Annotated in this window: 25 protein-coding genes and 1 pseudogene; 13 read left to right on the top strand and 13 right to left on the bottom strand. The window is 36.0% G+C overall.

Annotated elements, in window-relative coordinates; all coding sequences use genetic code 11:
- The first annotated feature begins 408 nt into the window (after positions 1–408).
- Positions 409–492, top strand: coding sequence for a putative holin-like toxin (locus ACIPKN_RS10840; protein ID WP_400935907.1), 84 nt, complete (start codon positions 409–411; stop codon positions 490–492).
- A 222-nt stretch (positions 493–714) separates the two neighbouring features.
- Here the strand turns inward: ACIPKN_RS10840 and ACIPKN_RS10835 are convergent, their stop codons facing one another.
- Together ACIPKN_RS10835 and ACIPKN_RS10830 are read right to left on the bottom strand one after the other, a co-directional pair.
- Complete coding sequence (locus tag ACIPKN_RS10835; RefSeq protein WP_400935904.1) at positions 715–1,308, bottom strand: nitroreductase family protein; 594 nt, start codon at positions 1,306–1,308, stop codon at positions 715–717.
- Between the two features lie 330 nt (positions 1,309–1,638).
- Complete coding sequence (locus ACIPKN_RS10830) at positions 1,639–2,883, bottom strand: ferredoxin reductase family protein (protein ID WP_400935883.1); 1,245 nt, start codon at positions 2,881–2,883, stop codon at positions 1,639–1,641.
- A 210-nt stretch (positions 2,884–3,093) separates the two neighbouring features.
- Here ACIPKN_RS10830 and ACIPKN_RS10825 point away from each other — a divergent pair, with 210 nt between their 5' ends.
- On the top strand, positions 3,094–3,582 hold the full coding sequence (locus tag ACIPKN_RS10825; protein WP_142508243.1) for a metal-dependent hydrolase: 489 nt from the start codon (positions 3,094–3,096) through the stop codon (positions 3,580–3,582).
- 57 nt (positions 3,583–3,639) lie between these two features.
- Here the strand turns inward: ACIPKN_RS10825 and ACIPKN_RS10820 are convergent, their stop codons facing one another.
- Positions 3,640–4,461, bottom strand: a complete 822-nt coding sequence (locus ACIPKN_RS10820) for a squalene/phytoene synthase family protein (protein ID WP_400935881.1) — start codon at positions 4,459–4,461, stop codon at positions 3,640–3,642.
- Positions 4,462–5,219: 758 nt separating this feature from the next.
- Here ACIPKN_RS10820 and coaW point away from each other — a divergent pair.
- The 4 genes and pseudogenes from coaW to ACIPKN_RS10800 form a co-directional block, all read left to right on the top strand.
- Entirely contained in the window at positions 5,220–6,056 is an 837-nt protein-coding gene (gene coaW, locus ACIPKN_RS10815; RefSeq protein WP_400935879.1) for a type II pantothenate kinase, read from the top strand.
- A 457-nt stretch (positions 6,057–6,513) separates the two neighbouring features.
- Positions 6,514–6,750 (top strand): hypothetical protein, encoded by a 237-nt coding sequence (locus ACIPKN_RS10810; protein WP_400935877.1) that lies wholly within the window; start codon positions 6,514–6,516, stop codon positions 6,748–6,750.
- Positions 6,751–6,772: 22 nt separating this feature from the next.
- Positions 6,773–6,916, top strand: a complete 144-nt coding sequence (locus tag ACIPKN_RS10805) for a hypothetical protein (RefSeq protein WP_185903432.1) — start codon at positions 6,773–6,775, stop codon at positions 6,914–6,916.
- A gap of 88 nt (positions 6,917–7,004) precedes the next feature.
- A pseudogene (locus tag ACIPKN_RS10800) lies at positions 7,005–7,424 on the top strand (DJ-1/PfpI family protein); the annotation flags it as partial.
- A 37-nt stretch (positions 7,425–7,461) separates the two neighbouring features.
- Here ACIPKN_RS10800 and ACIPKN_RS10795 read toward each other — a convergent pair.
- On the bottom strand, positions 7,462–7,773 hold the full coding sequence (locus ACIPKN_RS10795) for a DUF3889 domain-containing protein (RefSeq protein ID WP_400935902.1): 312 nt from the start codon (positions 7,771–7,773) through the stop codon (positions 7,462–7,464).
- Between the two features lie 394 nt (positions 7,774–8,167).
- On the opposite strand from ACIPKN_RS10795, the gene ACIPKN_RS10790 reads away from it, so the two are divergent.
- Complete coding sequence (locus ACIPKN_RS10790) at positions 8,168–8,566, top strand: MarR family winged helix-turn-helix transcriptional regulator (protein WP_400935875.1); 399 nt, start codon at positions 8,168–8,170, stop codon at positions 8,564–8,566.
- Positions 8,566–9,762 carry an MFS transporter gene (locus ACIPKN_RS10785; RefSeq protein ID WP_400935900.1) on the top strand — a complete coding sequence of 399 codons (1,197 nt, stop codon included), beginning with the start codon at positions 8,566–8,568 and terminating at the stop codon, positions 9,760–9,762. Before ACIPKN_RS10790 ends, ACIPKN_RS10785 begins: the two co-directional genes overlap by 1 nt.
- A 214-nt stretch (positions 9,763–9,976) precedes the next feature.
- Here ACIPKN_RS10785 and ACIPKN_RS10780 read toward each other — a convergent pair whose 3' ends face one another.
- The 6 genes from ACIPKN_RS10780 to ACIPKN_RS10755 all read right to left on the bottom strand — a co-directional run bounded on the left by ACIPKN_RS10780 (position 9,977) and on the right by ACIPKN_RS10755 (position 14,008).
- On the bottom strand, positions 9,977–10,333 hold the full coding sequence (locus ACIPKN_RS10780) for a hypothetical protein (protein WP_400935873.1): 357 nt from the start codon (positions 10,331–10,333) through the stop codon (positions 9,977–9,979).
- Positions 10,334–10,458: 125 nt separating this feature from the next.
- Complete coding sequence (locus ACIPKN_RS10775) at positions 10,459–11,592, bottom strand: hypothetical protein (protein WP_400935871.1); 1,134 nt, start codon at positions 11,590–11,592, stop codon at positions 10,459–10,461.
- A gap of 136 nt (positions 11,593–11,728) precedes the next feature.
- Positions 11,729–12,043, bottom strand: a complete 315-nt coding sequence (locus tag ACIPKN_RS10770) for a hypothetical protein (RefSeq protein ID WP_400935869.1) — start codon at positions 12,041–12,043, stop codon at positions 11,729–11,731.
- The gene (locus ACIPKN_RS10765; RefSeq protein WP_400935867.1) at positions 12,018–12,293 is read right to left on the bottom strand and encodes a hypothetical protein; all 276 of its coding nucleotides are present in this window, start codon (positions 12,291–12,293) and stop codon (positions 12,018–12,020) included. Before ACIPKN_RS10765 ends, ACIPKN_RS10770 begins: the two co-directional genes overlap by 26 nt.
- Before the next feature lie 286 nt (positions 12,294–12,579).
- Positions 12,580–13,254 (bottom strand): C40 family peptidase, encoded by a 675-nt coding sequence (locus ACIPKN_RS10760; protein ID WP_400935865.1) that lies wholly within the window; start codon positions 13,252–13,254, stop codon positions 12,580–12,582.
- 361 nt (positions 13,255–13,615) lie between these two features.
- Positions 13,616–14,008: a ribonuclease HI family protein gene (locus ACIPKN_RS10755; RefSeq protein WP_400935863.1), complete on the bottom strand. Its 393-nt coding sequence runs from the start codon at positions 14,006–14,008 to the stop codon at positions 13,616–13,618.
- A 416-nt stretch (positions 14,009–14,424) separates the two neighbouring features.
- On the opposite strand from ACIPKN_RS10755, the gene ACIPKN_RS10750 reads away from it, so the two are divergent.
- On the top strand, positions 14,425–14,616 hold the full coding sequence (locus ACIPKN_RS10750; RefSeq protein ID WP_132358910.1) for a zinc-finger domain-containing protein: 192 nt from the start codon (positions 14,425–14,427) through the stop codon (positions 14,614–14,616).
- Positions 14,617–14,912: 296 nt separating this feature from the next.
- On the opposite strand, the gene ACIPKN_RS10745 is transcribed toward ACIPKN_RS10750, so the two are convergent.
- A complete protein-coding gene (locus tag ACIPKN_RS10745) occupies positions 14,913–15,896 on the bottom strand; it encodes an SEC-C domain-containing protein (protein WP_132358907.1) in 984 nt (327 codons plus the stop codon).
- A gap of 223 nt (positions 15,897–16,119) precedes the next feature.
- On the bottom strand, positions 16,120–17,934 hold the full coding sequence (gene pepF / locus ACIPKN_RS10740) for an oligoendopeptidase F (protein ID WP_400935860.1): 1,815 nt from the start codon (positions 17,932–17,934) through the stop codon (positions 16,120–16,122).
- 566 nt (positions 17,935–18,500) lie between these two features.
- Between pepF and ACIPKN_RS10735 the strand changes: the two genes are divergently transcribed.
- From ACIPKN_RS10735 to ACIPKN_RS10725, 3 genes are all read left to right on the top strand, one after another.
- Positions 18,501–18,725, top strand: a complete 225-nt coding sequence (locus ACIPKN_RS10735; protein WP_400935858.1) for a hypothetical protein — start codon at positions 18,501–18,503, stop codon at positions 18,723–18,725.
- Between the two features lie 500 nt (positions 18,726–19,225).
- The gene (locus ACIPKN_RS10730) at positions 19,226–19,666 is read left to right on the top strand and encodes a Dps family protein (protein WP_142508232.1); all 441 of its coding nucleotides are present in this window, start codon (positions 19,226–19,228) and stop codon (positions 19,664–19,666) included.
- A 220-nt stretch (positions 19,667–19,886) separates the two neighbouring features.
- On the top strand, positions 19,887–20,234 hold the full coding sequence (locus tag ACIPKN_RS10725; RefSeq protein WP_400935855.1) for a general stress protein: 348 nt from the start codon (positions 19,887–19,889) through the stop codon (positions 20,232–20,234).
- Between the two features lie 116 nt (positions 20,235–20,350).
- Here the strand turns inward: ACIPKN_RS10725 and ACIPKN_RS10720 are convergent, their stop codons facing one another.
- Complete coding sequence (locus ACIPKN_RS10720; RefSeq protein ID WP_400935853.1) at positions 20,351–21,250, bottom strand: DMT family transporter; 900 nt, start codon at positions 21,248–21,250, stop codon at positions 20,351–20,353.
- 134 nt (positions 21,251–21,384) lie between these two features.
- On the opposite strand from ACIPKN_RS10720, the gene ACIPKN_RS10715 reads away from it, so the two are divergent.
- Positions 21,385–22,260 (top strand): LysR family transcriptional regulator, encoded by an 876-nt coding sequence (locus ACIPKN_RS10715; protein WP_400935851.1) that lies wholly within the window; start codon positions 21,385–21,387, stop codon positions 22,258–22,260.
- The last annotated feature ends 60 nt before the right edge of the window (positions 22,261–22,320 follow it).

Genomic DNA, 22,320 nt, shown 5'->3' with positions numbered 1-22,320 from the left:
TCCTCGGTATAAGTAATCGCCTTATCACTAATAGCTTGGACATTAGGATTACAGTTTAGTTGTTCTTGCTCTTTTTTAGTAAATACTCTTTTCGTCATTTCATTCCGCTCCGACATCTTTTTTCTCATTATAAACAAAAGTACCCTATAGGATAGACTTTTTTCAAAGTGTCTATCTTATAGGGTACAGTTTATTTGAGGATAGCTTTTTCTTATTACCTCTTTTCAAGAATGGGATACGATAATAAAAAAATCATCCTCCAAGGTTATTAAAAGAGGATGGCTTTTAAGGGAATCGGCAGTAGAGTTTTTTAAATTACGTATTAGATATTTAAAAGTATATAATAAAAAATGCAGTTGATTTTATAGGGTTTATTACTTGTTATATACACTTTACTTAAGATAACCAATGACAGTATTTGAAGCATTCAGTTTGATTGTGCAGTGTAGCCTTTTGCTAATTGCTGTACTGACACTGGTTCTCTCAAAATAAAAAGAAATAGCCACCCTGCCGGCTAAGTAAGGTGGCTATTGCTATAACTTTAACTTGGTCAGCCGCTATGGTTGCGGCATGATTGTTGCATTGACTGGATGTTGACGCATCCAGTCTTTTTTATTCTATATTTAGTGTATCATATTTATTCGAAAAAGAACATTTTTCTTCATTCAGCGAGCACATCAAACCAAGCGTAATTGATACAGTCTTTCTCTTGGATTAAATGAATTTTGCGATGTCATTTAGCGCTAAACGAGATGAGCCGTAAGCTGGCGCTGCTGCTTTTCCGATAGCGATTAAGACAATTGGCACTAGATTATCTGTTAATGTAAAGCGCTTCGCAAAAGCCTCTTTATTGAAGCCACCCATTGTAACCGTATCATAGCCCATATCTTTTGCTAAAAGCATGATTTGCATAGAAATTAAGCCTGCATCAAATGTAGCTATATTTTTTAGAACTTCTGTAGGAAGGTTTGAATAAATCTTTAATGAATTTTCAATCATCATGTTTTTTGTTGCTTCATCCATATAGCCAAGCTCGAAGTTTTTTGTATAGATTTCTTCAACATTATTGTACATTGCAGTATCGCCTAATACCGCAATGATGGCAGACGCAGTTTCTACTTGCTCCTGGTTATTTGCAATTAAACGTAGTTCCTTTTTTACTTCCTCATCTTGGATCACTAAAAAGCGCCAAGGTTGTAAATTACTTGATGATGGAGCGGTTGTTGCCTTCACAAGTAATTCCTCTAAATCTGATTGAGGAATTTTATAATTAGCTTCATATTTACGAACAGATTTACGATCATGCATTACTTTATTTAAATAACTTATTGTAGTCAAGGTAAAAAATCTCCTTTATTTTTGATGAGATTTTACTATACGATATACTTTTTGAAATTCCAAGTAAATTGCTCGAATTTGATTAACTTCTTTCAGCGGGTGTCCAAACAGCTGCGCTACGCTTTCGGTACAAAAGTCATCCCCTGAAATAGAGGAACTCAGTCTAAGAACACCACGTCCTGTGGTAATTTATCAAAAACATGTGCCGCTGACGCTTCGCTTTCGCGCAAAAAAACATGCGTTGGCCTAAAGCCTCCGCGGATTTCGGACGCGATGATGCCGGGGCATAATTGATAATTATTACTTAAATTTAAATGTCTCGAAGTCAACGTTTATATCTTTATTGCGGGATTTCAATTGCTTGGCAAAATGTTTTAGCATTTTTTCAGGGCCACACATAAAAATACTTGTATGCGGTGGCACTGAAAAATTTTCAAATGAAAGCCTGTCCATTTGGGTAGTATCAATAAAGTTCACTTTGAATTGTTGATTAGTTATTGCATACTCCTGTAAAAAATCTTTATAGATAGCATTGTTTTGACCATGATAAGTGTAAAATAACTCAATATCACGATCCAAGGGTTGTGATTGCAAATAAGATAAAAATGGAGTAATACCTATACCGCCAGCTATCCAAACTTGTTGTTGTGTTCCATTTTCAAAGTTTAAATGACCATAAGGACCATCAAGTGTGATTGGTGTATTCAGTTGAACAGAATCATATACTACTTTTGTGAAATCACCAACCGCCTTTATAGTGACAAATAATTTTTTTCCATCGCCACCTGAAATTGAAAAGGGATGAGGCGCCTTTTCTATGCCATCTTGCAAAATTTTGATAAAAATAAATTGTCCATGACGAAATGGGATGCTTCTTTCAAGAGTTAACTCTAGTTCAATAACATTGGAGCCCATTTTCTTGATTCCCGTAATGTTGCCTTCATATTTAAAAAACATATCCTGATACATTGTCAACATATATAATGCTGACATAAATCCAATAGTTGTAGTTATCGCTGTAAAAATTCCTAAAGGTGTAGGCTGCAATAAATCGTATCTGCTTGAAAAATAGGCATGATAAATTCCAAATGTATAAGGGATAAGCATTAACCGATGAAAGATTCGCCAGTGCTCATATTTTAGAAATTTAGCAAAAAGCGCAATGACAATTAACGCTATGAAACCATATTGCCCAAGTGATCCTAGTTCTTTCGCAAATTCGCTGAGTGAAGTTCTTTGTACTTTATCCCAGTGGGGGACTAAACCTTGTAATTGACCATGAATAACTACTAATACTAGTGAAAGAATGGCTAAAGATTTATGATAAAAATAAACATTTTCTAGACCATGGAACCAACGCTCAAAAATTTTCATTCTTGTTGCTAACAAAAAAACAAGAAAGAAGCCTGTAATGGCCATGCCTCCAATGATGTGGCTGAGCCTGTTAACTGACTGGATAGGTTCTATAGGTGTAGCGAAAGACCACAGTAAAGCACTACTACTCATTATTAGTATGATAAACAAAATTCCTTTGATAGATTTCATAAATAACCTCCAATATTCATTTTTATCTCTAAATATCCTATATATACAATTAGAACCTGAAATGTTTCTGATATTTTTAATTTGATATGAAAGTTAATTGTGCCAATAAAAAAAGGGATTATACGTTCGGAATATATGTTCCCTTTTGCGCTGGAGTGTGTTAAATTAAGAAGGGTAAAAATATAGAGATATAAGGAGCAGAAGTAAATAATGCAAGGGAATACACATATTATCGGGGGCATCACTGCAAGCCTTGCTTTTGCACAAATTTCTAATGATAATCCACTTGTTTTAGTAGGAGCGGGCGTTATCGGTGCATTACTTCCAGATATTTGCCATGGAGGCAGCAAAATCGGGAGGAAGTTTCCCGTCATTTCAAAGATTGTCAATACTTTGTTTGGACATCGTTCATTTACACATAGTTTGCTTTTTTTATTTCTAGTAGGGATGTTACTACATACATTTATACCTTACGAATCCATTTCACTAGGTATTTTATTAGGGATGGCAAGTCATGTTTTCCTTGATATGGGAACTAAGAAGGGTGTTAAGCTGTTCTTCCCAGTATCCATTTCAGTACGTCTACCTATTACTATAAAAACGGGTAGTAAAGCTGAAAAGGTAGTATTTATGTTGTTAACGATGCTTTCAGTATTTTTTAGTTATGAAATGATTGTTAATCTAGTTCAGTCCGTATAACTAAAAAAGCCCCAGTACGAGAGTTTCTCATACTGAGGCTTTTTTATGGTGAAAGTTTTAGTCAACCTGTACCTCTTCGACTGTTTGTTCTACTTCTGCTCGTGACATTTTTTCACGACCTTCTTGCATTGCCTTCAATGTTTTATGGGCTAATGCAAGTGGTAGACGACAGAATAATAATACAGTACGTTTATTAATATCTTTCATATAAAGATCCGCTTTCGCGAGATTTTCCTCCGCATATGCAAATAATTCTTCACGAGTCCAGCCATCAGGAACGAAACTTACTCCGCGCTCGTCCATATCCTCATGCTGATTGCGTAAAATATTGACTGCTTGGAGACCACGGCCATAGCCAATTGCTAAATCGCGATCTGTTTGAATGTCAGCACCCCACGCCCAAAGCTCGGACAGCATTGTCCCAACAAGCCCTGCAACGTAGTATGTATAATCATCTAAATCCTCTCGCGTATGCACCTGCCAGTTTGCTTTTGCCCATTTTGCCATCCCAAACGCCATTTCACTTGTTGAAGCTTGGACAATTTTACGTGAGCCTTCAGGACAAAACGTTAGCCAATCTGCTAAACGAAGAGATACTTCAGGTAGCTGATCTACATATGGCGCTAATAATGCTTCATAGGCTTCAGCATTAAATGATTCCTTTAATAACTCACTTGTTGCATTAAGTAAATCGAATTTTACGTCATTAGAAAGGTTTTCATGATCCTCAATTTCATCTATAGCACGCATTGCTAAATACGCGGCTGCCACAGACAATTTTAAATCATTTTTTAAAAAAGTAATCGGTATATAAAAAGTGCGACTAGTTTCCTTTAAAACTTGCATCGCTTCTTTATAAAGTTTTTTTTGATCTTTCACTTGTATTCCTCCGTTCAAATGGTAACACATCTATAGTATATCGTATCGTAAAAGTGATGAAAGATAAAACAGATTGTTCAATTTATAATCAACTATTTTCAAATGGTATAGATTAAGACAAAGTGGGGATAAATAACGAATAACGAGATTGCAATTTTTATAGGTAGGCACGGCAATGGCAAAATTGATTTCGAGAAGCGAACTAGTGATTGTTGGAGGATATCAGCTAATCCCCCTAGGAGTCGCCATCAACTAGTTCATATGACATACATTTTAACAAAATGACATTTTTAGTTTTATCGGAATACTTTCAGGAATTAGCGCTCAACGTTGCTAGAATCGATAATGCATCGAGTGTCATTGCATTTTCAGTTCTTTTGTGTTTTTATAGTAGAATAATGTTAAAGTTATAAAAATGCGACGAAAATCGTGTGATTAATAGAAAAAAATTGATATTTTTCATCTTTTTTTCATGAAAGTTTGCTAAGTTATTGCACATTTATTTCAACAGCGTTAAAGTTTAGGAAGGACAGAGATACAACTTCACTTTTCGAGTAATTGTAGCAGTTGATTTGCTTTCGGTACTGAAATACAATACATCGGATTTTGGCACAATAACTCCTTGCAAAATCCGTGACATTTGTGGAGGCATGAACGTTATTCAACTGGCTTCTAATCGCCTCTTGAATACAAGCAAAATCTAGTATATATCTCACCATCTGAAATAGAGATTGTACGTAAAGTCAAAGGAGAATGGTATGCCAAAGGCTATAGGTATTGATGCAGGCGGAACATTGACAAAAGTTGCTTATTTAGATGAGCATAATGAGCTCGTTTTAATAACTTTCCCGTCAAATGATTTGCTAGCAGTGCAAAATTGGATTATTAATCATCCAGATATTGAGGATATTGGTGTTACGGGAGGGCGTACAGAACAATTACTGGATGTCATCAAAACAATGAAATCGATTCATTATATAGTAGAGTTTGAAGCCACATTGAAGGGCGTTCGATTTTTATTGCATAAAGAGGGCTACTTCTTCGAGAGAAGTATGATTACTAATATTGGTACTGGTACTTCAATTCATTATATGGAAGATAATACGCATGTTCGTGTTGGTGGTACAGGCGTTGGTGGTGGAACATTGATTGGATTGTCAGCGCTTACAACTGGCATCACGGATTATAATGAAATAAGAGAACTGGCCTCTAAGGGTAATCGAGAAGAAATTGATTTACTAGTAAAGGATATTTATCAAGGGATGGACACACCTATTGATGGGCAACTGACAGCTAGTAATTTTGGGAAAGTTGGTATTACGGAATCTATCAAACATCCAACAGAAGATATTATTGCAACTGTACAAGGACTAGTAGGTGAGGTTATTACCACACTTAGTATTCAATATGCTGAAGAAAAAAATGCTCAACATATCGTTTATATTGGTTCAACTTTAAGTAATAATGATCATCTTACACGTGTTATTGCCAATTACACTCGTACGAAAAAGCATACACCAGTCTTTATTAATGACCACGGTTTTTCAGGTGCAGTTGGTGCATTATTAAATATAACTGAATATAGGATTGTCTAAATACAATGTGCATTACTAATTAAAGTTAGTGATGTACATTTTTTTTATTTTTATTCAGTAGAAAAGTTCTACCTATAAGACGGATGAAAATTAAAGCGACGGAAAGAAGAGTTAAAAGAATACATATTTGGTTCATTTTTCCAAACACCTACTGAAATAAAGACGGCCCATCTTATCTGTGCGAAAGCGAAGCGACAGAAACAACAACACACGACTGAGTGACCAATATCATGCCGCTAACGCTACGCTTTCGCGTAAAAAACATCTGTTGCCCAAAGCCTCCGGCGGATGTCACGAATTTGAAAGGAAGGAATTGTGCGGGCACAATTCAACATCCGGACGCAATTATGCTAAGGCGAAATTGATTGGACTGGAAACCTTTTAGTAATGCCTGCAGTTATCCCCAAAGCATAAAACCTTTTATCCTGAGCACATTACATGTAGGAGGTGAATATCCGTGGCCAATAGAAACACCAATAGAAACAACAAAAACAACAATAAAACAATGAATGTTAGAACGCATAATCCTTTTGATACCTACAAAAAAATAGACCTCGATAACTCAAATAGTAATAACAATAACCCGAATGACAATCTCAATGAAGAATTCGCTGCAGAATTTGATGCGAAAGCCAAAAATAAAGATAATAAAACGAACCATAAGAAAAATCAGCAGTCCAACAAAAATAAATAACCGAAATATGGGGGCTTAAATAATGGCAAAGAAGAATAAAACGAGCTTCAAAAAGAAAAAGAAAGAAGATACACATAAAAGAAATGATCGTGAAGAATATTCAGCAGAATTTAATCAAGTAATTCATAACAATCCTCAACAACCAAAACAATCCAGTAAAAGATAATGAAAACTGCTCCTTAAGGTTGAGAATACTTAAGGAGCACTTATTTTTTGCTGTTTTGGCTACTTTATACCAAAGAAATAGGAAAGGTTTGCACGATTTTGTCGATGGTGTCGATACATACATCGAGCGTACAGCATATGGCATAGAAGCACACGCATCCTTTGCAGAAGTTGATCCAGCACAATTTGACGGACTCATCATTCCTGGTGGACGAGCGCCAGAATACATTCGTTTAAATGAACATGTTCCGGCACTAGTGAGCCATTTCTTTGAAAAAAATAAACCAATCGCTGCAGTATGTCACGCAGCTCAAATATTCGGGACCATTCCAGAAATATTGAAAGGACGTGAACTAACAGCCTATATTGCCTGCAAGCCCGAAGTTCAAGTAGCAGGTGCAACGTATATCGATTCTAATCTTCATACAGACGATAATTTAATTAGTGGTCATGCATGGCCAGATTTACCTGGCTTAATGCGAGAATTTATTCAACAGCTAGAAAGCTAACAGAATGAGGATGCCTGAAAGAAGGCGTCCTCTTATTTTATGGAGTGGTTTCTTGGAATTCAATTTTCACTACTTTCTTTGTATTGGTTTCATATTTGATTCGAACATGTACACCGAATTCCTTATCACTTTGTTTTAGCAAAAGTTTAAATTTTTCAATAGTGGCATTCTCAACAACCTCGCTTCCCTCATACAAATAATCGAGGATTTTTGCTTGAGGGTATTTTGCATGTGTCTCTTTTATCGCTACTTTTCCCCATTGAGCATGGGCTGGAATTCCCTGTTGAGCATAAGTAATCGTTGGAGTGATGAATACAGTAAACAATACAAGAAAAATGCCAAGTTTCACACAAAATTTTCGCAAGTTCATCAAGTACAGTCTGTAATTTTTTTACGGATGGTGCTGCAATCGTTACATCATAGCCAGCCTCAAGACAACGGTAATAAGGATAAAAAATTTCTAAAGCTTCAACTGCGTCTCCTGCAAGTATTAATACCTTTTTCTCCATGCTTCCATCTCCTTTTATTTGTAATCTATTAGCTTAATTCGACACTTTCAAAAAATTCCCTTCTAATAGTAGTGCGTCGGAGAAAATCGCTGATAAAATGCAAGCTAATCACTGATGGACAAATACGTAAGTCGCTATGGTTATACGCCATCAAAACTTCAAACACTTTACAGCGAAAAAAATGAAGCGTATAGTATTTATTTAGCTAGGTAAATAAATAAGGAGGTCGCTAACATGAATCCTATTTTTCATGCTTTATTCCAAAAAAGTCGTTATTTAACGAATTGTTTAAATGAAGTACTGAAACAGCACAACTTGTATAGCTCACAATGGGCTATTTTATATTGCTTACATAATCATGGGCCAATGACATTAACACAAATTTGGAAGTATTTAAATGTTGAAGCACCGAGTATAACTAGAGCAATTACTCGACTTGAGGCTTTAGGTTGGGTGCTTAGAATGGATGGTGAAGATAAACGTGAAAAAATCGTTACTTTATCACCATATGCAGAGGAACATTTGCCTGCTATCACTGAAACCATCTTGGCTTTTGAGGAAGAAATGGTAGGGGCATTGACTGTTGAGGAACAACAGCAATTTATAATTTTATTGGAAAAAATGGAAGGTTGATAGACGTGCAGCAAGAGGGAAATACAAAAATATGGACGAAACGGTTTATTAGTCTTTTTTTAACAAATATCTCGGTATTTTTTGTTTTTTATGGATTGGTAACGACTTTGCCGTTATATGCGATTGGTGAGTTGCATCAGACAGACAAGGAAGCGGGATTGTTAATATCAGGATTTTTATTATCAGCCATTATAGTTCGTCCTTTTTCGGGTAAATTATTAGATGTTTTTGGGAAGAAAAAGCTTTTAGTTATATCAATAGTAGGCTATTTTTTATGTACAGTTTTATATTTATTTATTCATCCTTTTGGACTTTTACTAGGATTACGTTTTATTCAAGGGATATTCTTTAGTGTTATTACAACAGCAGCTGGCTCTTTAGCCGCAGATATAGTGCCAGCCAATCGAAAAGGTGCAGGGCTAGGGTATTTCGCAATGTCTACTAACTTAGCAGTAGTTATTGGACCATTTATCGGTTTGCTGCTTATTCAATATAGTAGCTTCAATGTACTATTTATTGTGATGAGTATTTGTATATTAGCAGGGGGCATCCTAGCTGTAACGATAAATACGGATGATTTATCTAAGCCAGAACATCAGGGTAAATTGACATTTAAATTTGATGATTTATTTGAATGTCGTGCGCTTCCAGTTGCGGCGATTGCTAGTTTAGTAGCTTTTTCATATTCGAGTGTTTTATCGTTTTTATCAGTCTACGCTCAGCAAAAAGATTTAATGGCTGTAGCGAGTCTATTTTATGCAGTTTTTGCAGCAGCAATGCTTATTACACGTCCATATACAGGCAAACTTTATGATACGAAAGGGCCGCAGTTCGTTATTATACCTGGTATTATACTCTTTGCTATCGGTCTTGTTATGCTCGCATTTGTCTCAGGACCAGCATTATTTTTATTGGCAGCCATTTTTATTGGATTTGGCTATGGGGCAGTAACTACAAGCTTACAAGCATTAGCTATACAGTCTACATCACATACACGCAGTGGTTATGCAACAGCAACGTTCTTTACGATGTTTGACATTGGTATTGCGCTTGGCTCTTATATTTTAGGAATGGTGGCCGTGCGAGTAGGCTATTCTTCTGTATATCTAACTGGAGCAGGCTCGCTAGTTGTAGTCTTTATCATTTATTTAATACGGTTAGCAAAAATAAAATCGAAAAAAGTAGCACATGTATAAAGAAAAAACAGTTGGGGCATCCTAACGGGTTCCGTTTTGGGAGAGAAAATTGCTAATAGCAATATAAATTATATGCTTATTAGCATAGAGTTTGACGAGAAATTAGCAATATAAATAGCAAACAAAAACGCTCAGAATTTACTCTGGGCGTTTTTGGATGTAGAATTAACTATCTTCATTCAAATAAAGTCAAAGAGGGGCTTGTTACTTCTATCTACTTTATTTTGATGATGTCTAACCATTTGGTAGAAGAAAGCAAATCAATTGTGTGATTTCCTTTTGTGTATGAAACAGAAGTCCCTTCTCTTTCACCTTTTTTCCAACCATTTGCTTTAAGAGCAATTTCGTAATCAAATGGTATTCCATTTTCTTCAGAAGCCCTCGACCAATCATAACTTTTTGATTTGTTACTTTCTTGAACTAATTCTGCATTTTTAGGAATTGGGAAACCGTATAAATCTTCTGACGGCTCATAAAGTGACAATGCAGTGAAATAGTAACCAATACCAACTCCTATTAAAAGTACCATTATTGCAATTGTCCATCCAACTTTTTTCTTTATTACACTCACTCCCTTTAATTTTTTTGTACTTCTTAGTAAGTTTTAAAAATGCAATTTTTCTTAATTCTATAATAATTTCAACATAAATTTTCCATTTGCCTTTAAATAAAATTAGTTCGCTAATATCCAGCGAACTATCTTAGGTAAAGAATATCTTTTAAAGTAAATTGTTTTTCTACTAATCCTAATCGCTGAGCAGGAGTACGCTCTTCTCCGTCAAGATCTTTAGTCGCTTCACAGAAGTTATAAAAGGTGCGAAGGATGGTCAGAGCATATTGTGCATACTTAGGATTGAAGTTGGCATAGATGTAGCTCTTTCCATCGCCTCTTGCCGTCACAAGCGGTCTTTCTAAAATGGACAGTCTTCTGCGGATTTGTTGCATAAAATTATTAGTCGCATAGTCGCTAACATTTAAAACGAGGTTTGCGATTTCCTCTGGTTCTAACGAAGATAAATCCGTTTTGCAGTCAACATAGAAGAAACCTTTGTCCCTTGTCGGGATTGGATTTTCAATAGGGGCTTCTGCCCACTTATGATAGTTTTGGGAACCAATCATCACTTCCTCGTGAAACTGCTTGGTATTAAACACATAAATTAAGTACAAATATCCTAATTGCCAGATGGAGCGGGTGTCGTGCATCATTGCGTTCCCCCACCGCATTAAATCAGCTCTACCTTCTTTATATTCCTGATTGCATTGCTTCAATGATTTTTCCCTATCCTCCATACAGATAAAGTGATGTGCTTCTGCCAAGCGAAGTTCCCTTGCAAACACACGAGAATAAACGGTCATCAAAGAATTGACCTTGTCGGTGACAAAACGCCATTCCGATGCCTTAATCATTTGTTTAATCATCCAAAGGTGAGCGAATGTTGTATAGGTGGAATTAACGTGTAATCCATCAATATAATTTTCCCTTCGTTCAAATTCCTGCACCGCTTGTTTATATTCCCAGTCTGTTTGTGTATCGTTTTTTGATGGCGGCTGCGGATTAAAGGAGTGTTTCCTAAATCGTCCGTGTTTTCTGCTAAACTCATTCAAGTGGTCTTCTTTCAACAAAACAGTATCCAGTTTGATGTCATTAATATCAATGTTCCAATCATAAGCAACATCCGAACGGAACACATATTTTGAATGAACATCTGCGGTCACAACAATTTGTGTTGGAAATTGTGAATCTTCCACATCATCAAATCCTTTTCCGCCTTGACCTTTCTTTCGGGCATTATTAAGATTGTAAGTCATTTTATCCGTGTTCAGCCACATCACAGGGAATTCCATTCTTTCGAATGCTGTTTTTTCGTGCCGTTCTAAAAACAGACCAGTTTGATACAGGAGAGGTCGTGCATCCCCAAGTCATTCCTTTAATAACCCCAATCGGGTCATCATTACAAATGATAGCCTAATTTTCGCCTTTACCCCTTCCACTGAGTCGATAACGGCATGGATTACCTTTTACGCTCGTGAATTTTTCTTGGGGAAGACCGCGCCATTTACAAAACGGGTTTCCGCAAAAATTATACTGAATTTTATGTTCTTTCTCATTCAGGAAGAAAGATACAGGACGATACAAAAGGTCATTGTATCGTTTGGAAAATTTGCTTGGGTCTAATAAATCATATTGTTTTACTCGGTCAGCTATTTCCGAAGTTGTCACTGGAGTTTGAACAACAACTACATCTTCATCCTTTTCAACTAATCGTTTTAGTCGAGCCAACCATTAAACCTCCCAACTCTTCTAATCCAAGTTGTTTGAGCAACCGCTTATTATTTCGCTTTTTCATCACCCAATTAACAAAGTCTTTGTCGGTTAGGATGTTCTTTAGGAATTCATCAACAACTTCACTTTCGGTGTATTCGCTGTACTCCGAAAACGCCGCTACGATGTTCCTTGTCTGTTCTGAAACAATCCAGTCAACCCGCTCAGAATTTAGGTTTTTGGGCTTTATATAATTGAATTTCCTCATTTAACCATCTCATTTCCTTTCTACAAAATATCAAGCCTTTTAACATATCATTTAGCATATTCTTTCACACATCAATTTTACTGTGGACAACAGCTATTATCCACGCAAAAATTAGGGTGTTAATAGTATAGTTATTTCCAATGTTAATTTAACTTAAACGCTGGTATGACAATAAAAAAGCAGACCAAATCGCAATGCGAATTAGTCTGCTAATTGATACCCTAATTATAATGTTTCTCTCCCTTATCGGAACCCGTTAGGGGCATCCCAACTGTTTTTTTATTCACTATATACGACCATATCCAGCAAAGTGTGTTTTCCAATAAGAGCTATTTATGTTAGCAACAGAAACACCACCGTCACTTGCACTAATCATTTGACTATTTCCAATATAAATGCCTACATGAGAAATACCAGCTTTATATGTATTAGCGAAGAATACTAAATCACCTACTTGAGGTGAACTTACTTTTTTAGCTGAACTGTAAAAACCTGCTGCAGACTTACGAGCTGTCGAAATACCAGCATTATTATATACATAAGTGACGTAGCCTGAGCAATCAAAACCTGTACTCGGCTTACTTCCACCAAATGTATATTTTACGCCCAATTGTTTTTTAGCAACTTGCACTAGGTTAGTTGTTGGTTTAGGTGTAACTGTAACTGTTGGTTTAGATGCAGCTGTTGGCTTAGGTGTAGGTGTTGATATTGTTGCTGATGTGAGTGGGGTATTGAGGTTTAACTTTTGTCCAACGCGAATTGTCGTAGAAGATAAGTTATTCCATTTCATCAATGTTTGATAAGTAACACCGTACTGATTGGCAATCTTCCATAAAGAATCACCAGATTTTACTGTATAAGTTGCTGCTGATGCTGTGTCAATTGTTGAAAAAAGTACAGATGAACTTAAAGCCAATGTAGCTAATTTCAATCCCCATCTATACTTTTTATTCTTTTTCATAATATGTATCCTCCTGAAAACTTTAAAAGCTTAATATATATATGATATTACCATTGTAATATTACAATGGTATGTCAATAAAATAACATTAAAGAGACAAATTATACTGATAATAATTGGGAAATATATTGATTTATGGCTCATCATCAAAAATTAGGGGTGATATTTATATATATATGCCACGTATGTAAGTTAATTGGATGAGGACTTGGCGATCCCTATGCGATTGCTTATGAGCATGGCATATATTTTGTTTATATATGAAAAATGATAAAAATGAAATATTGGGGGATATTAATTATCTAAATGAAGTGAAGGGAGGAGACCGACTCTTGATAAGGCAAGGGACAGTCCCCGTAGTTTAATTTTTTTCTTTTTGAATCGCTTTACGTGCAAGTGCATCTGCTGCTTTATTTTGCGTATCTGAAACCCATTTGATGAAAAATAAATCGAAGCTATTTGCAAGTGTAAGTGCCTGCTCAAGATAAGGTTTAAATTCCTCATTTTTCACATATTCTTTTTCCATAGAGGCCACAACAATTTTTGAATCGGAGCGCACTGAGACTAGGTTTGAACCAAGCTTTCGTGCTTCCTCAAGACCGCGTACTAAGGCAGTAAACTCGGCAATGTGGTTATTGGTTTGCCCTATATACTCACTGATTTGTATATGATGGCCTTCTCCTTTAATAAATATCCCAATACCACTGGGGCCAGGATTTCCTGCACTAGCAGCATCAATATATACTTCTAACATAAAATCCCTACTTTTTGATTTAGATTATACATTAATTGTACATCAATAGTGCTTTTTCACAATATTTAAGTAGATGATGATCGATTATGCCTTGGCATAATTCCGTGGCATCCGCCGGAGGCTTTAACGTCTTTCAGCGAGGCTTAGAAACCTGCTGAAAAGAAAGTAGCTCAAATCCGCTTTTATCTCACTACCTAAAGAGATGGGAAAAATCTGTACCTGTCGCTATGCTTTCGGTACAAAAGACATTTGTAACTGCCGTTTCACTTACGTTACAAAAAGCATTTGTGCCTGTCGATACAAAAGAGCTTTGCAGAAAGATGTTAAATGGATAAACAAAATAGTTGCTTGTTCAAAATGTTCACTTCATAATAGTAGGAAGCGAAATTTGGACGTGAAAGGAGCGAGAGTTCAATTTGGATAAAGTGACGGTTATGAAAGATATTGATGAACTACATGATACGTATTGTGCTGATTGCTTAGTGATAAAGCAATTACGAAAAGATCGTGGTAAACCTGGAGCTCACCGCTTCTGTATAGAGGCGTGCACTGTAGGAGAGCGACTACAATTTCTTGGAGAAGAGCTCTTGAAGGTGTATAGTAAATAATGTTTTTAAACCAGTACAGAAATGTCTTACAACTATAAAAGTAATCATAGGAACTAAACAGACTATGTTTAAATAAAATAAAGCTTATTTCATTTTTGCTCAATAAATAATCATATTTACTAATTTCGATGCATAAATAACAATATGTTCGGAAATAATAGTATTGGTTGGTTACCATAGAGAAAGCTACTTTGGTGTTGGCTCATTGCCGATAATAAAAGTAGCTTTTTTCTATGGTAACTAAAATGCGCCACACACTCTAAAATTCCTTAGAATGTGTGGCGCTATTTTAAGCATTATTTAGTTGCAGCATAGCTACTTAAGTCTTGGTAGTATTTTGTGAGAGAGGAAGCTGAAATATCGAACGTCGCCGCAATTTCTTTTACAGTCAGTGATAACGGCTCGAATAGCTCTTTTTCTTGACCATATCGAATCGCGCCGGCAGCAATAGCAGCCTCTTTGCGCGCAGATGGTTGTCCTTCAATTAAATAGTCCTCTAAAAGCTCTAACAAAGGAGCTGTTTCACGCTCATTTTGCTCAAGGAAATCTTTAACCTGTGTGATTACATTGCTCTCAAAGTTCGTGAACTCCTCGCCTTTATAACCGTTTGACACAAGTAATTCCCAGAAGGATAAATGCTCTTCTTTTAGGAATGCTCCAGCCTTCTTCTCAGAAGCATCAAAAGTTTTCTTAAATTGCTCAAATACTTTAGCATGATCTTCTGGGAAGAAGATAAGCGTTGATACAGCTAAATAATGCTCTGATTTTTTTGTACCATCTGGTAAGATGAATGCAAAGACATGCATACCTTCAGGGATTGGTTTGTCATTTTCACGACGAATATGAATCTCTTCATTTGTTAACACATGTGTAGCCTTGAAATATTTTTCTTCTACAACTGACACGGAACCAATAAATAGACGAGGTTGTGACCAGCCTTCTAACACTTTTACCGTAGAAGGTCTTACCGTTTTTTTCTTTGTTTTCTTTAAGTAACCTTTCCAAATTGATGGTTCTTGATGGAAGAAGAAGTCGTCTAACGCGATCGCCTCGATCAGCTCTCTTTGTAGTACGCTCTCTAATTTAGGCTGCCATGTACCTACATGCTCTATATAGGCGCGAACATCTTTACGTTCTGGATATTCTAAGTAAAATGTTTGTAGTACACGCTCTAATTCTTCGATTGCTACAGCTTCTACGGTAACCTGTTGTTTACCTTCACAACATTTTTTATATTTTTTGCCGCTACCGCATGGGCATGGATCATTACGTTTTACCATAATTAGAAACACTTCCTTTGAAAATTGTTAGTAGAATTTTGCTAAATAAATTGCATACAATTAATAATAACGGTACATTTGTATGAAGAAAAATGATTGTCTATTTAGAAATATCAAAAAACATAGAGGGACGGCCTGATTCTAGTATATGTATGTATTTTCCTGCTTAGAACTAAAAAAACCATCTACGCTTTAAAAATAGCATAGATGGTTCTTGCTTTGTTTAGCCTGTGACAGCTTCCATTTCTATCGTTAATCTTTCGAGCTCATCAATAAGGTGACCAATATAAGCAATCGTATCTCGAAGCGGCTGATCTGTTGTAACATCGACACCCGCCATTTGAGCTAGCTCTACAGGTGATTTCGTACCTCCAGCTTGAAGGACTGCTAACCATTCATCTACAGCCGTCTTACCTTCTTTTAAGATACGCTTAGATACTTGTGTGGAAATTGTTAAGCCAGCGCTATATGTGTATGGATATAGGCCCATATAATAGTGTGGTTGACGCATCCAAGTAAGCTCTGCTCCCTCCGTAATATCGACGGTGTCACCCCAGAAATCTTCTAATACGGTGCGTTTTAAGTGATTTAAAACAGTAGCATTCACAGCTTCTCCAGCATCGATTAATTCATATACTTTTCGTTGATAAGCTGCCTCTAGTAAGTGTGTGACGAAGTTATGATAATACGTTTTGGACACAATATTTGAAATTACCCAACGTTTGAAGCGAAGATCGTCGTTATGGGTTAATAAATAATTAGCTAGCAGCATTTCATTCATTGTTGATGGTGCCTCGATAAAGTATAACGACGGACGACAGTTAAAATAAGATTGATGGGTATGTGCATTCACAAAATGACCTGCATGCCCAAGCTCATGAATTAAAGTGAATACCTCATTCATACGTTCATTCCAAGACATTAAAATATACGGATGACTACCATATGGACTTGAACAGAATGCCCCAGTCGATTTTCCTTTGTTAGGTGCATAATCAATCCAGCGTTCGTTAAAGGCCTTTTCGAGCATCTCTTTATAACCTTCACCCATAACATCTAATGCTTTTTCAACATATTCTTTTGCTTCAGCCATTGTTAATTTCGGATCATAGTCTGGGTCAAGGGCAATCTTTAGATCGGCAAATGTCATTTTTTCAATGCCGTTTGCTTGTTGAATAAGCTTTGCGTAACGGCGCATATGTGGAGCAAGCTCTTTCGTAATCAGGTCTATTTGACGATTATAAAGCGTACGATCAACATCTTGATCAAATAATAAATAGTCAATGACAGAATCAAAACCTCGTAAATCAGCCATCGTTTTTTCCTGTTGAATGTGTGTGTTATAAATTTTTGCAGTTGTGTGCTGATAATCGCGCAACTTATTCGAAAATGCTTGGAAAGCTGCACGGCGAACATTTGTATCAGCGTCAAACTCCCAATCATTCTCGTATAATACAAAACTAAGTGGATGTTTTTCGCCATTGGCATCAAACTCTCCAAAATGCATATCTACAAGCTTTGTCGTATTATACGTTTCATATGGTGCTTTAAAAGTAGAGCTAAATGCAGCTAGTGCTTTTTCTACCTCTGGATGTAGCTGATGCGGCTTTTGTTTTAATAATTCCTCTAAATAGACTTTATAATTAGGGCTTAATGTAGCAGCTTCCTCTAAAATAGCCTCATCTAGTGCTAGTAATTCACTGCGTACAAAAGAAATTGTACTACTTATTTTTCCGACTGCCGTACCATATTTTGCAGCACGCATTTGAGCTTCGTTATCTGTATGGTCAGCTCGATTATTTAAACTTGCATAAGTACCAATAGGAACTATGCTTTCATATAGTGCTTCATAAGCTTTTAAAACATCAATTACCTTTTGAGCATCCGTAATTGTACCTTGATACGTGCTTTCGAAATTTATTGCATCTTCCACAAGCTGTGCTAAAACACGTTCAAAATCCGCGTCATTTTTAAGTAAATCTGTTAAATCCCATGTTTGTTCTACTGGCACATCTTTTCGTAATGGTAATACCTTCATTAATTAACACCCCTTTTTAGTAAGTGATTCCATTATAGCGAAACTATTTCGGAAAGTGAAATAATTATAGAGAATAGTTTCAATGTTCTTAAAAATGTATGTTCGTAATAGCTATAATGTATTTAAGGTAAGGGGGATGTAGTTATCATGCAGCTAGTTTAGGAGAAATCAGATGTGTATAAGCTTAGTCAAGTGAATGAAGATAATCTATGGAAGAAGTTAATTGGGATTTGTTTGAAGATTTTTTGTTGTTCTTTTTGCCAGAATTACATGCAGAAGTGAATTTTTCAACTTCTTTCAGTGGGTGTCCAAACACCCCTGAAAGCCTCCGGCGGATGTCACGGAATCGGAAAGGAGTTCTTTGTGCAAGCACAAAGCCGATTCCGGACGCAATTATGCCGAGGCATAATTGATAGTAAGTTGAGTTTTTACAGCAAGAGCTTTTCAAAGAAATTATTGAGCATCGTCAAGGGCGCAAGGTAGCTGATCAAATTGCGAAAGTTCATTTAAAGAGTGGGGGTGAGCAATGGATCCTTGTCCATACAGAGATACAAGCGGTAGATGAAGTGCACTTTGCGAAGCGAATGTTTGAGTATTTTTATCGTATCAATGATCGTTATGGTAAGAAGATTGTGGCAAGTGCAATTTTTACAGACACGAGTACCAAAAGCACGAATCAGTTTCATGAAAAATATTATGGTACAGAAATAACTTATACATTTAACAAGTTTGTCGTGTCAGATTTTGATAAAGAAGATAATCAACGAAGCTGTTTAGTAAAGCTTTACTAGCATTAATTTATTTAAATCAAGCAAAAAACGAAATGAGCTATCGTAGTGCTTACAAAAGAGCATTATTAAGAGAAGTTTCGTTATTAAGTAAAGTTGAACGCACAGAGATACGTGCGCTTTTTTCCTACGTTGATTATTTATTAAAGCTACCAAAATCTATGTCTGAGCAGAAAGGGAGGAAGATATTTTGCATCTAAATAAAAAAGATTTACCGCCGACATTTGCTGGAGTTTTGGAATTAGAAAGGCAGGAAGGAATTGAGCAAGGAATCGAACAAAAATGACAATCTCTTATTCGGTTTGTTGTGATGTTTAAACGTCCAATTGATGGTATCCATCTATTTTTTAGGACAGGCTATGTAGCGGAAAATGTTTTGGTTTTGTATTTTTTATCTACAGATGACCTTAGAATTTTTTCCAATGAGAAAAATGTGTGTATAGCTAGCATACGTTGCAACGCATACTAATGACTAGAATAACTGGCACATTGGAGGAGAAATAATGTCACAAAACTTAAACAAACAATTAAATAAACTTGTCGCTACATGGTCTGTACTTTATACGAAATTGCACAATTATCATTGGTATGTGACGGGGAAAGCTTTCTTTACACTACATGCAAAATTTGAAGAATTATATAATGAAACAACGTTAAATCTAGATGAAATTGCAGAACGTATTCTTTCGAAAGATGGAAAACCAGTTGCTACGTTAAAAGAACATCTTGAGCTATCCTTTATAGAGGAAGCGGCAGGGAATGAGACGACAGAGGAAATGGTAGCAACAATCATTGCGGATTTCCAAAAACTTATGAAGGCTTTGAATTCAACGATGGAGCTTGCGGCAGAAGAAGGAGACGATCGAACAGAGGATATACTAAATGCTATGTATCAGTCCTTAGAAAAGCATACATGGATGTTGAAGGCATTCCTTGAGCATTGAAAACCAAGTAATTGATAGGCAAAGGGGACTTTAATGTACTTCCATTGCCTATTTTTTTAATGTTTCATAAAAGTATTAGACCTTTGTTTCAAAAGGTGAACATGGATCACAGAGATATTACAAATATTAAAGTTCGTTAAAAGAATGGGTAAAATGGATTTATTTCTTGAATAGGAAGGTAAGATACTTAGTAAGCCATACAAATTAGGAGGAATTGAGCATGATAAATGAGCAAAACCCACAAATTGAAGTGGCCCATACAAGGGAAGAAATGCTCCATATTTTAGAAAGTATGCGTTTAGAAGCATGTCAAATAGAGGATATTTACGTTATTGCAAAGGATCCAAGCAAATTTGAGGGTGTAAAATGGGATGCTAATGTTAAAACACATGAGGTAGGGAATTGGGTTGATCAAATTAAGTCTTGGTTTACCGGTGAATCGGCTGTAAAAGAAGGATTTAAGCGATTTGATCTTACGGAAGGTCAAACAGCTTACTATGCTCATCTCGTTGAACAGGGTGTCATCGTATTATTTGCTGAGCATTTAGCTGAACCCATGACGACATAATGTATACTATGATGATAATTGCTATTTGTCTTGATTCACATTTAACAAGGAGAGTTTAAATGCTAGAACTAACTATAAAATAAAAAACAGAGTGAGTGCACATGCACCACTCTGAATTAATTTATAGCTTTTTCATGTTCATGTTTTTTAATAAAGCGTAAAACATGGAGATGCTCTAATTGGGCAACAAGATTACCAATTAGAATAAAGCTACCACCTATAACTATTTTTACTGTTATTCCTTCACCAATAAACAGTATGGCAAACATCGCTGCGAAAATTGGCTCTAAGGAAAATATTAGTCCTGTATGTGTAGCAGAGGTAAACTGTTGTGCAACAGTTTGACCTACGAAGCAAAATGCACTACAAATGACACCAAGTCCTATAATAGCAACCCAAGAAGTCGTTGTATTTGGAAGTGTTGGTGTTTCGAAAATAAATGTTAATACAAGTGCATAAAGTCCAGCAAAACCGAGCTGGTAAATGCCATAAGAAATTGAATCAACGCTCCGTGTAAATGAGCTGTTTAATAGTAAGTAAAACGAATAACATAGTGCAGCAATGGCTATTAGAATATCTCCCTTTTGAAAGGTAAATGAGCCATGTGCCGTTAAAATTGTAATCCCAATCATTGTGCAAATAATTGCAAAGCTAACTGCTCTTGAAGGTAATTTCTTTTCAATAAAACTGCTGAAAATAGGTACTAAGATAACTGTTAGACTTAAAATAAAACCAGCATTTGATACCGATGTTGTTGCTAGTCCGAATAAGCTTAGAACGAACACAATGAATAATAGAAACCCTTGTATAGCTGCATATTTTAGTGTTTTAACATCGACTTTAATCATGCGTTTATAAAAGATAATACCAGCTACGAAAAATGCGATGATACAACGCAATGCCACCACATTATAAACAGCCAATGTTTCAAGCCCCATTACCATAAAAGTATAAGATAAGCCCCAAAACATTGTCACAATAACCATTAATAAATTTGCTTTTCCTTGGATACTCATTATGCTCACCTACAATCTGTGTACTAAAACAGTTTTTATTCTAAAATTTACTATAAATCTTGTGTTGTGATTAGTAAAACGAATGTTTATAATGGTTGGTATTAAAAAAATTCATGTATATAGAGGACAAGGCGATGAGTTTAGTCAAATATGAGATTTTGAATAAAGTGGCTGAGGTAGCTAGCTTTACAAAAGCAGCAGATGCATTGGGATTAACCCAATCTGCTGTAAGTCATGCTGTTTCAAGCTTAGAAAAGGAGTTCGGCTTTGCACTCATTCACAGAAGTCGAGCAGGTGTCACGTTAACGAGTGAAGGTAATACAATGCTGAGGGCAATGAGACATGTGCTCGATGCACAAGAACTATTACAGCAAGAAGCCGCACACATACTTGGCGTTACTCGAGGAAAAGTAAGAATTGGTGTAATTTCAAGTATTTCTTCAAACTGGATGCCGGAAATTGTTCGTATTATGGACAATCAATTTCCTGGTATACAAGTCGAATTGCGTGAGGGAGATTATTATGAAATTGAACAATGGCTATTGAGTGGAGAGGTTGATGCGGGATTTTTAAATGGTCAAAAGTCTAAGCAGTATCAGTTTACCGAACTTCAGCAGGATCCATTGCTGTGTATTGTCTCCGATAAAAGTCTACTTTATAATAAAGCCGAAATTGATATTGTTGAACTAGAAAACATGCCATTTATCATGACTTCATATAAAGGGACAAATGATGTAAAAGTGCTGTTAGAGCAATATCACGTGAAGCCAAATATTCGTTTTGAACTATCGGAAGAGGTAGGGATCATTTCAATGATTGCTCACCAGCTTGGAATTAGTATTTTACCGAAATTAGTGACGTATAACTTACCTCCTACGATAAAAGCTATACCTTTAAAACAAGGTGGCTATCGCACAATTGGAATTGCGATGAAACATCATGCTTCACCAGTGACCAAGAAATTTGCTGAGATATTAAGTTCCTGGTTAAAAGAGCAAAATATGAAATAGTATTAATTTAACGCCAACCTTATAAAAACAACATTGAAGCATAACATAGCATTACGATAA

The sequence above is a fragment of the Lysinibacillus sp. NPDC086135 genome (assembly GCF_044746345.1).
Taxonomy (GTDB): Bacteria; Bacillota; Bacilli; order Bacillales_A; family Planococcaceae; genus Lysinibacillus.
Note: the sequence above shows the minus strand (reverse complement) of the source record. Positions and strands in the feature narration are given on the sequence as shown.

What these genes read in the sequence shown, in the direction of transcription:
- ACIPKN_RS10840 (WP_400935907.1), top strand. Translation starts at nt 409, where the DNA reads ATGACAGTATTTGAAGCATTCAGTTTGATTGTGCAGTGTAGCCTTTTG.
- ACIPKN_RS10835 (WP_400935904.1), bottom strand. Translation starts at nt 1,308, where the DNA reads ATGCATGATCGTAAATCTGTTCGTAAATATGAAGCTAATTATAAAATT.
- ACIPKN_RS10830 (WP_400935883.1), bottom strand. Translation starts at nt 2,883, where the DNA reads ATGAAATCTATCAAAGGAATTTTGTTTATCATACTAATAATGAGTAGT.
- ACIPKN_RS10825 (WP_142508243.1), top strand. Translation starts at nt 3,094, where the DNA reads ATGCAAGGGAATACACATATTATCGGGGGCATCACTGCAAGCCTTGCT.
- coaW (WP_400935879.1), top strand. Translation starts at nt 5,220, where the DNA reads ATGCCAAAGGCTATAGGTATTGATGCAGGCGGAACATTGACAAAAGTT.
- ACIPKN_RS10805 (WP_185903432.1), top strand. Translation starts at nt 6,773, where the DNA reads ATGGCAAAGAAGAATAAAACGAGCTTCAAAAAGAAAAAGAAAGAAGAT.
- ACIPKN_RS10790 (WP_400935875.1), top strand. Translation starts at nt 8,168, where the DNA reads ATGAATCCTATTTTTCATGCTTTATTCCAAAAAAGTCGTTATTTAACG.
- ACIPKN_RS10775 (WP_400935871.1), bottom strand. Translation starts at nt 11,592, where the DNA reads ATGTGGCTGAACACGGATAAAATGACTTACAATCTTAATAATGCCCGA.
- ACIPKN_RS10765 (WP_400935867.1), bottom strand. Translation starts at nt 12,293, where the DNA reads ATGAGGAAATTCAATTATATAAAGCCCAAAAACCTAAATTCTGAGCGG.
- ACIPKN_RS10760 (WP_400935865.1), bottom strand. Translation starts at nt 13,254, where the DNA reads ATGAAAAAGAATAAAAAGTATAGATGGGGATTGAAATTAGCTACATTG.
- ACIPKN_RS10755 (WP_400935863.1), bottom strand. Translation starts at nt 14,008, where the DNA reads ATGTTAGAAGTATATATTGATGCTGCTAGTGCAGGAAATCCTGGCCCC.
- ACIPKN_RS10745 (WP_132358907.1), bottom strand. Translation starts at nt 15,896, where the DNA reads ATGGTAAAACGTAATGATCCATGCCCATGCGGTAGCGGCAAAAAATAT.
- pepF (WP_400935860.1), bottom strand. Translation starts at nt 17,934, where the DNA reads ATGAAGGTATTACCATTACGAAAAGATGTGCCAGTAGAACAAACATGG.
- ACIPKN_RS10730 (WP_142508232.1), top strand. Translation starts at nt 19,226, where the DNA reads ATGTCACAAAACTTAAACAAACAATTAAATAAACTTGTCGCTACATGG.
- ACIPKN_RS10725 (WP_400935855.1), top strand. Translation starts at nt 19,887, where the DNA reads ATGATAAATGAGCAAAACCCACAAATTGAAGTGGCCCATACAAGGGAA.
- ACIPKN_RS10720 (WP_400935853.1), bottom strand. Translation starts at nt 21,250, where the DNA reads ATGAGTATCCAAGGAAAAGCAAATTTATTAATGGTTATTGTGACAATG.
- ACIPKN_RS10715 (WP_400935851.1), top strand. Translation starts at nt 21,385, where the DNA reads ATGAGTTTAGTCAAATATGAGATTTTGAATAAAGTGGCTGAGGTAGCT.